Here is a 13,105-nt window from a genome sequence, read left to right on the forward strand (position 1 = left end):
ATTCAAAGGAAGAAGGCAGAACCTTTGAATACTCAGGGTTGTTGGTTGTTTACATCATTTGATTATTCAAATTCTGAAGCTAATATTTTTTTCACCTCAATAATTGTTTCTTCTTCGAGGTCAGTTCTTTTAATTAAATCATCAGTATCGGTATCTAACACAGATTTAGCGCTGTCTAAACCAATTGCCTTGAACTCGTTAATAATCCATTCGTCAATTTCATCAAGGAATTCATCAAGGTCAACATCCACTTCTTCACTCGAACCGGCTTCTCTGTAAATTTCTATTTCAAATCCGGTAAGTTTACCGGCAAGTTTGATATTGAATCCTCCTTTGCCAATTGCTAAACTTACTTGGTCGGAAGGCATGGTTACAATGGCTTTGTTTCCATCTAACTTAATATTAGAAATCTTTGCAGGGCTTAAAGAACGTTGGATAAAGAGTGTAGTGTTTGTTGTATAGTTTATCACGTCAATGTTTTCATTTCTTAATTCTCTCACAATGCCGTGAATTCTGGCACCTTTCATACCTACGCACGCACCCACAGGGTCTATTCTTTCATCATAGCTCTCTACGGCAACTTTTGCCCTTTCTCCCGGCTCTCTCACAACTTTTTTAATTGTAATTAAACCGTCAAGAATTTCAGGAACTTCTAATTCAAATAATCTTTCAAGGAAAACTGGAGAGGTACGAGATAGCACAATCTTGGGAGTTCCGTCATCAAAACGAACATCGGTAACAACCGCACGTGTAACTTCTCCTTTTTTGAAGAAGTCAGATGGAATCATTTCTGCTCTTGGTAAAATCAGTTCATTACCTTCATCATCAAGCAACATCATTTCTTTTTTCCAGATTTGATATACCTCTCCTGATACGATTTCGCCTATTCTGTTTTGGTATTTTTTGTAGATTTCACCTTTTTCCAATTCAAGAATTCTAGACATTAAAGTTTGGCGAGCAGCCAAAATTGCCCTTCTTCCAAAGTGTTCTATTGAAAGGATTTCAGAGGCTTCTTCACCAATTTCGTAGTCATCTTCAAGTTTTTTGGCTTCGGTAATACCAATTTGAAGATTTGAGTCTTCAACTTCGCAATCATCTACGATAAGGCGGTTTCTGTAAATTTCAAAATCACCTTTTTCAGTATTGATGATGATATCAAAGTTGTCGTCTGACCCGTATTTTTTTCTTAATACATTGCGAAAAACATCTTCGAGAACTCTCATCATGGTTACTCTATCAATGTTTTTGAATTCCTTGAATTCTGAAAAGGAATCTACTAGTCCTGCAATTGTTGACATGGTTTTTATTATTTAAATGACAAAATTATTTTACTTTCTTTTATTTGATTGAATGGTATTGTTCTCACCTCTCCTTCCTTGTCGCTGCGTCCTTTCACTTTTGACTTAATCAGGGTTGTTACTTCTATTTCGTCTTGGTTAACAGATTTGAGTCTTGCACTGAATTTGGTATTGTCGTTAAGCTCAAGTTGAAGTTCTCTTCCAATGTGCTTCTGATATTGCCTTGGTAATGCAATCGGTTCTTCCGCACCGGGGGAAGTGATGCTAAAACTGAATTTTTCTCTTTCTGCATCCATTTCCGGGTATTGTTCTATACTCTGCAGGAGTTTTCTGCTTATGTCTCCGCATTGGGCTATACTGAAACCGTCATCTCCATCTATGATAAAAACATAAGAACCTTTGTTTTCTTGGTGCGATTGTCCCACTAAGAAAAGGTCAGGATAGGCTTTGAGTATCCTTTCTAAGTTTTCGTTCAAAAATGTCTTAATATTCATTCTCGCAATTTGCCAAATAAAAAGGGGACATCTGTCCCCTCTTTCAAGTGCGCTGCAAATATAGGATTAAATTATTTCCTATGAAAATGAATTTTGATTTATTTGAATTGACGAGCCCGCCAAAGTGTATTGCCCTAAAATAGGGTTACACCGGATAGTGTAAAAATGGGAAAAAAGTGTAAAGCCATTTCAGGACTAACAATACCCGTAAACATACATCAGGTTTTCATCTTTATCCTGTAAATTTTTTTCAGGACTATACAGACTTTGCGACAGTTACCGAGACTTTTAATTCTGAAGGTAGCGACTTTATCCTTGACAAAAAAATAAAGACTACTTGGCACAAGACCATTACACTTAAACGCAAGACTTCTTTTAAAAATCATTACGTCCAGACAGTTTACCAGCGACTTTTCTTAGGCTTTTATCAATAAGACACTGACAAACAATGTTTAATAGCCTTGGACAGTTTTCTCAATTGCTTAGAGACCGATTGCAGTAAAATTAAATGGGGCGACAACGGAAAATCACTAAAGGCTACACCGACAATTTATTTAATCAACGAAAGAGAAATAATAGTTTGTAAAATTCAATGCGAGCATAAAAACGACTTTTGGACAACATTCAAACACGACTTGACGACAACATTTGGTAACGGGACTTATCGCACTATTGACACAGGTTGTGGCGGACCTATAAACTTCAAAAAAACGACCAATGACAAGTAAATTGGACAATAACAGACAGATAAGAACTGGCTACCAATATTGGTAACCGTTGCACAACTCTCTAAAAAAATAACATCATAAACGGCTTCATTAGAAGTGTTTTAAGCACACTTGATCTTTTAACTATGCTTTTTAAGTTGGTTTTTTTGGTGCCGGTTGTGTTGGCGTGGCAACAAAACAAAATGGACAAAAAGGAAGCGAAGGCATACCACACACACTTATAGCTCAATGGATGAAATAGTGGTAGGTTGAAGATATTAATTCCTAACAAGATCTATTTAGTCGCCCTTTAACATCTACAAAATAGGGTGGTAGAGTATTTGTTTCACTTACAACTTTCCGGAGCCGGTTTTGAAAGCACTTTTGTTTGTTTTGTTCGGTAATTATTCAATAGTCTCAAGAGTATAAGCAATAATCCGGGTTGCTTCCATTACTTGTTCTTTGGAAATGATCAACGGAGGAGCAAATCTGATTGTATGGTCATGAGTTTGTTTTGCAAGCAAGCCGTTGTCTTTTAGAGCCAAGCATACATTCTTAGCAGTTTTCCCATTAAAAGGGATAATGTCAATTGCATTCAGTAGTCCTTTGCCTCGAATAGCACTCACTTTTGAACTTGGTAACTTTCTCAACTCTGCTCTGAAAATTTCACCCATTTGCATTGCGTTTTCTGCCAATTTTTCTTCTACAATTACTTTTAAAGATTCTATTGCAACAACACAAGCCAATGGATTTCCGCCAAAGGTTGAACCATGTTCACCTGGTTTAAGAGTAAGCATTATTTCGTCATTACACAACACTGCGGAAACGGGCATCATGCCTCCAGAAAGCGCTTTGCCTAATACCACAATATCAGGTTTGATATCTTCATGATCGCAACAAAGCATCTTGCCGGTTCTGCCCATCCCTGTTTGCACTTCATCTGCTATAAAAAGAACTCCATATTTTTTACATAACGCTGCTGCATTGCTCAAATACCCATGGTCAGGCACAATAACACCTGCTTCACCTTGTATTGGCTCTACCATAAATCCGGCAATGTTTGCTTCTTTTAGTTTTTGTTCTAATGCCGATAAATCATTGTAGGGTATTAAATCAAAATTAGGCACAAAAGGACCAAAATCTTTGTAACTACTTGGGTCAGTGCTTGTACTTACAGCGGCAATTGAACGTCCCCAAAAGTTCCCTTTTGCAAAAATAATTCTTGCTTGATTTTGAGGGATTCCTTTAACTAAATATGCCCATTTGCGGCAAAGTTTTACCGCTGTCTCACATGCCTCTACACCACTGTTCATGGGTAGCACACGGTCGTAGCCTAAGAGATTGGTAATGTATTCTTCAAATAAACCGAGTTTGTCATTATAGAATGCTCGCGAGGTTAGGGTTAATCTTGCTGCTTGTTCTTGCATCGCCTTTACAATCCGCGGATGGCAGTGTCCTTGGTTGAGTGCGCTATAAGCACTTAGGCAGTCAATATATTTCTTGCCGTATACATCTTCAACGTAAATTCCAAATCCTTTGCTGAGTACTGCCGGTATCGGTTCATAGTTAAATGCACCATATTGTTTTTCTAAGTCAATGTAATATTGAGAACTCTTGTTTTCCATAGTGCTTGCAAAGTTATAGTATTGTAAGCTAATTTGTCCCGACTGTATATGTTGTATTATTCCGAAAAAGTTGACAGGATAAAACAATATTTTTTATTGGACTTTAAGTTTGTACTATCTTTGAAACGGTGAAAGACCTAAAGACAAAATTTCTCTTATTTCTTTTGTTCTTTTCAGTGTTTGTTGATGCTCAACAAGCGGGAATTGGTGTGGGAGAATGGCGAGTTCATCTACCGTATAACCGTTGTCATTACATAGCCGAAAATAAAGATAAAATCTTTGCTGCAGCCGAAAATGGATTCTTTGCTTATGGAAAGACAGATGGTAGCTTGGACAAACTCTCAACCATTAATGGATTTGCAGATGGTGAAGTGAATGTGTTGGGTTATGATCCTGAAACAGATAAGTTGTGGATTTGTTATTCCAATGCAAAAATTGATGTGTTGAGAAGAAATAAAATTACTCCGTTGGATGATGTGTATCGAAGTACAATAGCCGGAGATAAAAGCATTCATCATTTGCTTTTTTCTAATAGAAAGGTTTATATGTCAACCAGTATTGGAATTTTAGTGTTCAATCAAGATAAGATGGAAGTTAGCGAAAATTATTTGAATCTTGGTAAAGACCTTGTCAATTCTACTTTGCCAGTATATGGGACTGCAATTTTAGGAGATACTCTTTTTGCAGTTACCGGTAATAGTATCATGTTTGGTAAAATTGCACCCGGAGTTAATCTTGCCGATAATAGCAATTGGACTGTTATGGATACCTCCATTGGCAGTCGCCATATTGCTGCATTTAATGGGCTGTTATATGTGGAGAAAGACAGTCTGTTGCAAGTGTGGAATGGAAGTTCTTGGAATGTACTTTATGACAAAAGTATGGGGGCAGTGAATTCAATCAAAGTACACAACAATAGATTAGTGCTTACACTTGAACATTTGATAGATGTGATTCATGCAGATAATAGCTCACACAAGATGCAGAAAAATGCCACTGTAATGGGATTAGTGGATATGCAAGACAATTATTGGTATGTAACAAAAGGTTATGGTTTGATTAGGGTGAATAAGGATAGTTCAGAAACATTTTTTACTCCTAATGGACCCAACTCTCTGACTTCGTTTAGAATGTTGAACTATAACCAATCGTTTTGGGTAACCTCCGGTTCTTATTCTTTGGAATATACTCATACATACAACACCAACGGCTACAATATATTCAAAGAGAATCGTTGGACACAGAATCCCTATCGCGATAATGTCATCTTTAATGGGTTGCACGATTTTACATGTTTGACCAAGCATCCGAGCGAAAATAGAATGTTTGTTGGAACACAAGGGAAAGGGGTTATTGAGTTTGAAGGAGATGTTCCGGTTAGGGTTTACAATAGTAAAAACAGTACACTTGAGTACTTTACTTGGGATGGCGGAGGTTCAAAGGTGGATAGTTTTTATTATACTTCGGGTGTTAGTTATGATAAACAGGGCAATTTATGGGTGAGTAATTTTGATGTAGATAGTGCCTTGAGTGTCTATACAGCAGATAAGGTTTGGCTAGCATTTAAACTTCCTACTCGATATGTTGGAGAAGTGATGATAGATAACAATGGATATAAGTGGATTATTACCCCACGCCCGAATTTGTCAGGTAATGGGATTTGTGTCTTTGATGACAATGGAACTCCGTTGAATAAAGATGATGACAGGGGAGTGTTGTTTAATACACAGAATGTTGGTCTCCCAACGAATATGGTGCGTTGTCTTGCGCTTATGCCCAATAATGAGATTTGGGTAGGTACGGATGCAGGTCTGGTTGTTTTTAGAAATCCACAAAATGCGTTTTCAGGTAGTGCTAAAGCAGATAGAATTATCATTGAACAAGGAGGAGTTGGAGGGTATTTATTGGGTTCGGAAATTGTTTATCATATTGTTGTGGATGGAGCGGAGAGACGTTGGGTAGGCACAAATAAAGGAGCATGGTTAATTGACCGAAATGGAATGGATATTCTTCAGCATTTTGACATGCAAAATAGCCCTTTACCTTCTGACAACGTATTGAGTATAGGAGTGGACGAAAATACCGGAGAAGTGTTTTTTAATACAGACAAAGGTCTTTTCTCAATGAAAGGAAATGCCACCAAACCACAGACTGAAATGAGCAGTTTGAAAATATTTCCTAATCCTGTCCGCAGTGATTTTGATGGCGATGTTGCAATAGAAGGGTTGGCATTGGATTCTAGGGTTAAAATTACAGATATTAATGGCAATATTATTTTTGAAACGGTGAGCAATGGCGGTCGTGCTACTTGGAACTGTAGAACCTTTTCGGGAGTCAGACCTGCAACCGGGGTTTACCTTGTATTTGCTATTGATGGTAATGGTGAACAAAAAACAATGGGGAAGATTCTGTTTGTTAAATAAGGTGTTGTCATGTTAGCAAAAACAGAAGGGTTTATTCTACATAACGTGAAGTACGGAGATGCTTCCGTAATCTGTAAAATCTTTACACGTGATTTTGGCTTACAGAGTTTTATCTTTCAAGGAATTGCGTCCGGAAAGGGGAAAAAAGTTACACGTGCGCACTTGACTCCATTAAATTTGTTGGAAATAGATTTCTACCATCATCCGGTTAAAAACTTAAAACGTGCTAAAGAAGTAGTATGTAATCCAATTTTGCATAACCTGCATACAGTTCCGGCAAAACGTGCGCTCGGGGGCTTTATCCAAGAGGTGTTGAACAGATGTATTGCTGAGGAGGAAATCAATGCTGCATTATATGACCTTGTAAAAGAAACAATCTTGTTGATAGAGAACGAAGAGAAAGTGCCTGAATGGCTGCCACATTTGTTTATTATTCGTTTGTGTCGTATGCTTGGACATGGTATTTATGCTGATGATTATGCTCAAGGAAAGGTTTTTAGTATTGCAGAAGGGGGGTTTACAGCCTTGTTACATGCAAAACAATGCTTACACCCCGATATGTCCCATCAATTTGCTATGTTGTTGCGAGATAAACAAGCCTCTTTGACGTTCAGAAAAGAATTGCTTCAAAGCTTGATACAATTTTTGCAATACCATGTTATAGGCTCTAAACCCATTCAATCCATAGAAATCTTTTCGATGGTGATGGCTAGGTAGGAATTCGCCATATTTAAATCCACCAAAATCAATACTTAATAAACTTTCTATCCTAATTGAATTGGGCAAGTTATAAATTTGCGCAATGAAAAAGGCGATTTTGCTCATTCTTGATGGATGGGGCATTGGCAAAGGAGACAAGACAGATGCAATAGCAACAGCTCAGACTCCATTTACGGATAATTTATACCATAAATTTCCTCATGCACGTTTAACAACTTATGGTAATGCTGTTGGTTTGCCCGAAGGGCAAATGGGTAATTCAGAGGTTGGACACATGAATATTGGTGCAGGTAGGGTGGTGTGGCAAATGTTAGAAAGGATTAACAGGGCTTTTCATCATGGTGATGCAGAAAAAAATACTGAATTGAATCTGCTTTTTGATTACTGTAATCAACACCAAAAACCTTTGCACTTAATGGGTTTGGTAAGCGATGGAGGTGTACATTCATCTTTAGAACATTTAATTGCGTTAATTGAATTAGCACATAAGAAGCAAGTAAAGAAAATCTATATCCATGCTTTTACAGATGGCAGAGATACTGATCCTAAGAGTAGTGTTGGTTTCTTACAACTTCTCACAAAATCAGTTGGACATACGAATGCAAAATTAGCCACAGTCATTGGCAGATATTATGCAATGGATAGAGATAAACGATGGGAAAGGGTAAAAATGGCTTATGATTTATTACTAAATTCTCAAGGAACATATACCCAAGATGTAAATGAAGCGATTTATGCTCAGTATAATGCTGGTGTAACAGATGAGTTTTTGAAACCCATTGTAGTTTGTGATGCTGACAATACTCCCGTAGCCAATATAAAGGAAGATGATGCAATTTTGTTTTTTAATTTCCGAACAGATAGAGGACGACAGTTAACGAAAGTGCTTACACAAGAAGATTTGAGTGAATTTGGTATGCACAAACTGAATCTTCAATTTGCAACACTCACTGAGTATGAAAAAGATTTTAAGAATGTTGCAGTTATTTTTGAAAATCAAGATATACCCAATACACTTGGTGAATACTTGTCTAATCTTGGTAAGAAGCAGATTAGAGCTGCCGAAACTGAAAAATATCCCCATGTAACTTTCTTTTTTAGCGGTGGTAGAGAAGAAGTTTTTCCTAATGAGAAAAGAATTTTAATAAACTCACCCAAAGTTGCTACTTATGATTTGCAACCACAAATGAGTGCTCCTGAACTCAAACAAGCAGTCATAGCAGAAATTAAGAAAGCAGAAACCGATTTCTTCTGTGTCAATTTTGCAAATCCTGATATGGTTGGACATACCGGTGTGTTTTCTGCAATAGTCAAGGCAGTTGAAACGGTGGATGCTTGTATATCAGAAATTGTTACAGAAGCATTGGAACACGGATACACCTTGCTCATTACTGCCGATCATGGGAATGCCGATAATGCTGTCAATGCAGACGGGACACCCAATACCGCACATTCAATGAACCCCGTACCTGTGTGGATAGTTTCAGACCCGGTTATAAAAGAGTCAATGCACGATGGGGTTTTGGCAGATATTGCACCCACCATCCTGAAAATAATGCAAATACCTCAACCTGAAGAAATGTCCGGTAATGCGTTATTTTAATTCTTTCTTTTTCGTGTTTTTACTATTGATATCATGCTCTCATCAGCAGGATACAGGGCAGGTTCACCCTCAGTATTTTAGTTTAACGGAGTTTTTTAATCAAGAGATTGCACGCTTGGATTCACAAAGTCTTTATTTGTACAGAACAGTTCGTATTGGCAGCAAGGTTAGTGAAACAATTGACTCAACTCCGGAATGGAAAGAGGAGTTTTCGTTATTTCAAGACTGTGATATTAATAAACCTGAATTGGTGTCAGATTACTCGGTCGATTCGGTAATACAAGGTAATGAGAGACATTATTTGTATGAAAATATTTCAGCTACGAATAGAGTGAGCAACATTCATGTCTATTGGAAAAATAATTCACTGCCGGAATTGATTGAAATAACTGTTAAAGAGAAAAACTATTTCAAAGATGAAGAGTTTGTTTATAGTTATCAACCTTCATTAGCAATTGGTGTGATGGGAACACGCAAAAATCTCACTTCAGAAGAAAATGAATTTGAAATCTTAAGCGAAATCAGAAAAAAGTAGGTATAAAACCTGTATATAAGTTCAAACTGAATACCTTTATAATCTGAACCAATTAGCCCAATTTTGTAATCGTATATGAACCAATATGAAGATTTTTTACGGTATGTGTATCAAACAGGCGTTTTTAAAGGAGATCGCACAGGTACAGGTACTAAAAGTGTGTTTGGAGGACAGTTGCGTTTTGACTTAAATGCCGGTTTTCCTCTGGTTACTACTAAGAAAGTACACCTAAAGTCTATCATCTATGAATTATTGTGGTTTCTAAGAGGTGAAACCAATATTGCTTATTTAAAGGAGAACGGAGTAAGTATTTGGGATGAATGGGCAGATGCTGAAGGTAATCTTGGTCCGGTATATGGAAAACAATGGAGGAGTTGGGAATGTCCTGATGGAAACGTGATAGATCAAATCTCAGAACTCATTCAAGGGCTTAAAAATAACCCGGACAGCAGACGACATATTGTTACAGCTTGGAATCCGGCAGACTTGCCTAAGATGGCTCTCTCTCCTTGTCATTGTCTATTTCAGTTTTATGTTGCAGATGGTAAATTAAGTTGTCAATTATATCAACGCAGTGCAGATTTGTTTTTGGGTGTGCCCTTTAACATTGCCTCCTATGCATTACTCACAATGATGGTTGCTCAAGTTACAAACCTTAAGTTAGGAGAATATGTACACACGTTTGGTGATGCACATATCTACTCCAACCATTTTACGCAAGTAGAGACTCAATTATCCAGAAGTCCATTTCCGTACCCAACCATGAAAATTAATCCGTTAGTGAAAGACATATTTGACTTTAAATTTGAAGATTTTACTTTAGAGAATTATCAAAGTCATCCTGCTATCAAGGCTCCGGTTGCCGTTTAACTTATAATTTTGGAAAATGACATATAACAATATTTTATTAGATACAGAAGAAGGGATACTCACCATCACAATTAATCGTGAGGATAAAATGAATGCCCTCAATATTCAACTATTACAGGAAATTAAGTATGCAGTAACTGCTGCCCAAGTTGATTCAACAATAAAAGGAATAATTCTTATAGGAATCGGTTCCAAGGCTTTTGCAGCTGGTGCTGATATAGCAGAATTTGCAAATTTCACTGTTCAACAAGGTACAGAAATGAGTAAAGCAGGACATGAAGTCCTATTTGCAATTGAGCGTAGTGCCAAACCTGTTATTGCTGCTGTGAATGGCTTTGCATTGGGAGGAGGATGTGAATTGACGCTCGCATGTCATTTAAGATATGCTTCTGAAAATGCTAAATTTGGACAACCTGAAATCAATCTTGGTGTGCCTCCAGGATATGGAGGTACACAACGCTTGGCTCAAATTGTTGGAAAGGGCAGGGCATTGGAGATTTTACTCACCACAAACCCAATTGATGCTCAAAAAGCATTACACATTGGTTTGGTTAATGAAGTATTTTCATCTGAGAGTCTGATTGCAGAAACACGTTCAAGAATGAAAAAAATTATCTCAAAATCACCCAATGCAATAAGACAAGTAATTGAGTGTGTAAATGCTCATTATTTAAACCAACACAATGGATTTGAAAAAGAAATTCAAGAATTTGGAGCTGCTTTTGGCACAGGTGATTTTAAAGAAGGTACAAGTGCATTCTTAGAAAAACGTAAAGCGAGTTTTTAGTAAGAAGCTTCTTAATTGTATGGATACAAAAAATGGCTTGAAATATTCTCAAGCCTTTTTTATTAATAGATAATCAATACAAATGATTATCCACCGAAATCGTCAAATGATACATTCTCTTTAGGTACTCCAAAGTCTTCTGTCATTTTAACAACGGCAGCATTCATCATTGGAGGTCCACAGAAATAAAACTCAATATCTTCCGGAGCTTTATGTTTACTTAAATAATTGTCTATGAGAGCTTGGTGTACAAATCCGGTAAATCCGTCCCCTTCTCTGTCATCTACGTCTTTCATTACTTTCCAATTATCTTCAGGAAGAGGTTCTGAAAGAACAAGATAAAATCTAAAGTTTGGAAATTCTTTTTCGATTGCTTTGAAGTCATCTATATAGAAAAGCTCTCTTTTTGAACGACCACCATACCAGAAAGAGACCTTTCTGTCAGTCTGTTTTAATGTATGGAAAAGATGGAAAAGGTGAGAACGTAAAGGAGCCATTCCTGCACCACCACCAACATAAATCATTTCTGCTTTGGTATCTTTGATAAAGAATTCACCATAAGGACCAGAGATGGTAACTTTATCACCCGGCTTTTTACTGAACACATAAGAAGAGCAAATACCGGGGTTTACATCCATCCATCCATTTTTTGCTCTATCCCATGGTGGTGTTGCAATACGAATGTTCAGCATTACAATATTGCCTTCAGCGGGGTGATTAGCCATAGAATAAGCTCTAAAAATAGGTTCATCATTTTTCATCTTCAAATCCCATAGTTTAAATTTATCCCATTCTGATTGGAATTCGTTAGCGGGTTTGCCCATTCTTGGGTGAGATGTAATATCAATATCTTTATAATTAACATCACAAACAGGAACATCCACCTGTACATATCCCCCTGCTTTAAAATTAAGTGTTTCTCCTTCAGGTAATTTAACAACAAATTCTTTTATAAAAGAAGCAACGTTGTAATTTGATACAACTTCACATTCCCATTTTTTGATTCCAAATACCTCATCAGCAACTTTTATCTTTAAATCGTTCTTGACTTTTACTTGACAAGAAAGTCTCCAATGTTCTTTTTGCGCTTTGCGTTTAATATGTCCGGTTTCAGTAGGAAGTATAGAGCCTCCACCTTCAAATACTTGACACTTACATTCAGCACAAGTACCCTTTCCACCGCATGCAGAAGGCAAGAAAATTCCTGCACTTGATAATGTAGTGAGTAAGCTGCCTCCGGCTGGTACGCTCACAACTTTTTCATCATTAATGGTTATTTTAACATCGCCTTGCTGTACCATTTTCTTGGCTGCAATTATGATCAGGACAACCAAGAAGACAAGTATAATTAGGAATACAATTACACTAACAACAACAAGTGTCATATTTATGCTTAGTAGATTCATTTTCTTAAATTGTAAAACCGATAAAACTTAAAAACCCGAAAGCCATTAACCCGATAATAATAAAAGTGATTCCCACACCACGTAGAGGTCCTGGCACATTTGAATATTTGATTTTTTCTCTTAAAGCAGCTAAAGAAGTAATTGCTAAAAACCAACCAGTTCCTGAACCTAAACCATAAGCAGTTGCTTCGGCTAAGTTATATGGACGACCAACCATGAATAAAGAACCGGCTAATATTGCACAGTTTACTGCAAGTAGTGGAAGGAAAATTCCCAATGTGTTGTAAAGTGAAGGGTAGTATTTTTCTACAATCATTTCCAATAATTGAATAAATGCTGCTATAATAGAAATGTAGGTTAACAGTCCTAAGAAACTCAGGTCAATGTTTGCAAGTGCAGGAATACCTGTCCAAGCTAACGCACCTTCCGCTAAAAAATAATGATAAAATATCCAGTTGAGAGGTATGGTTACTGTTAATGCAATTATTACAGCAATACCTAATGAGAATGCTGCTTTAACTTCTTTTGAGATAGCAATAAATGTACACATCCCGAGGAAGTATGCGAAAATCATGTTATCTACGAAAACAGATTTTACGAATATTGAAATTATGCTTTCCATTTTATTTACTGTTTA

General features: G+C 37.0%; 12 protein-coding genes. 7 read left to right on the forward strand and 5 right to left on the reverse strand.

Going from position 1 to position 13,105, the window contains the following annotated elements; all coding sequences use genetic code 11:
* Positions 1-62: 62 nt before the first annotated feature.
* Together nusA and M0R38_05085 are read right to left on the reverse strand one after the other, a co-directional pair.
* Positions 63-1,298, reverse strand: a complete 1,236-nt coding sequence (gene nusA, locus M0R38_05080; GenBank protein MCK9481118.1) for a transcription termination factor NusA — start codon at positions 1,296-1,298, stop codon at positions 63-65.
* Positions 1,299-1,306: 8 nt separating this feature from the next.
* Positions 1,307-1,792, reverse strand: coding sequence for a hypothetical protein (locus M0R38_05085; protein MCK9481119.1), 486 nt, complete (start codon positions 1,790-1,792; stop codon positions 1,307-1,309).
* A 461-nt stretch (positions 1,793-2,253) separates the two neighbouring features.
* On the opposite strand from M0R38_05085, the gene M0R38_05090 reads away from it, so the two are divergent.
* Positions 2,254-2,520 (forward strand): hypothetical protein, encoded by a 267-nt coding sequence (locus M0R38_05090; protein ID MCK9481120.1) that lies wholly within the window; start codon positions 2,254-2,256, stop codon positions 2,518-2,520.
* Positions 2,521-2,903: 383 nt separating this feature from the next.
* Here M0R38_05090 and rocD read toward each other — a convergent pair whose 3' ends face one another.
* Positions 2,904-4,124 (reverse strand): ornithine--oxo-acid transaminase, encoded by a 1,221-nt coding sequence (rocD, locus tag M0R38_05095; GenBank protein MCK9481121.1) that lies wholly within the window; start codon positions 4,122-4,124, stop codon positions 2,904-2,906.
* A gap of 128 nt (positions 4,125-4,252) precedes the next feature.
* On the opposite strand from rocD, the gene M0R38_05100 reads away from it, so the two are divergent.
* The 6 genes from M0R38_05100 to M0R38_05125 all read left to right on the forward strand — a co-directional run bounded on the left by M0R38_05100 (position 4,253) and on the right by M0R38_05125 (position 11,062).
* Entirely contained in the window at positions 4,253-6,547 is a 2,295-nt protein-coding gene (locus tag M0R38_05100; protein MCK9481122.1) for a hypothetical protein, read from the forward strand.
* Between the two features lie 9 nt (positions 6,548-6,556).
* Positions 6,557-7,264, forward strand: coding sequence for a DNA repair protein RecO (gene recO / locus M0R38_05105; GenBank protein MCK9481123.1), 708 nt, complete (start codon positions 6,557-6,559; stop codon positions 7,262-7,264).
* Between the two features lie 85 nt (positions 7,265-7,349).
* Positions 7,350-8,870, forward strand: a complete 1,521-nt coding sequence (gene gpmI, locus M0R38_05110; GenBank protein MCK9481124.1) for a 2,3-bisphosphoglycerate-independent phosphoglycerate mutase — start codon at positions 7,350-7,352, stop codon at positions 8,868-8,870.
* 115 nt (positions 8,871-8,985) lie between these two features.
* Positions 8,986-9,405, forward strand: coding sequence for a hypothetical protein (locus tag M0R38_05115; GenBank protein ID MCK9481125.1), 420 nt, complete (start codon positions 8,986-8,988; stop codon positions 9,403-9,405).
* A gap of 75 nt (positions 9,406-9,480) precedes the next feature.
* The gene (locus M0R38_05120; GenBank protein MCK9481126.1) at positions 9,481-10,275 is read left to right on the forward strand and encodes a thymidylate synthase; all 795 of its coding nucleotides are present in this window, start codon (positions 9,481-9,483) and stop codon (positions 10,273-10,275) included.
* Between the two features lie 16 nt (positions 10,276-10,291).
* Positions 10,292-11,062: an enoyl-CoA hydratase-related protein gene (locus M0R38_05125; GenBank protein MCK9481127.1), complete on the forward strand. Its 771-nt coding sequence runs from the start codon at positions 10,292-10,294 to the stop codon at positions 11,060-11,062.
* An 86-nt stretch (positions 11,063-11,148) separates the two neighbouring features.
* On the opposite strand, the gene nqrF is transcribed toward M0R38_05125, so the two are convergent.
* On the reverse strand, positions 11,149-12,468 hold the full coding sequence (nqrF, locus tag M0R38_05130) for an NADH:ubiquinone reductase (Na(+)-transporting) subunit F (protein ID MCK9481128.1): 1,320 nt from the start codon (positions 12,466-12,468) through the stop codon (positions 11,149-11,151).
* A 4-nt stretch (positions 12,469-12,472) separates the two neighbouring features.
* The gene (nqrE, locus tag M0R38_05135; protein ID MCK9481129.1) at positions 12,473-13,090 is read right to left on the reverse strand and encodes an NADH:ubiquinone reductase (Na(+)-transporting) subunit E; all 618 of its coding nucleotides are present in this window, start codon (positions 13,088-13,090) and stop codon (positions 12,473-12,475) included.
* Positions 13,091-13,105 lie beyond the last annotated feature (15 nt).

It is taken from the genome of Bacteroidia bacterium (assembly GCA_023228875.1).
Taxonomy (GTDB): Bacteria; Bacteroidota; Bacteroidia; order NS11-12g; family UBA955; genus JALOAG01.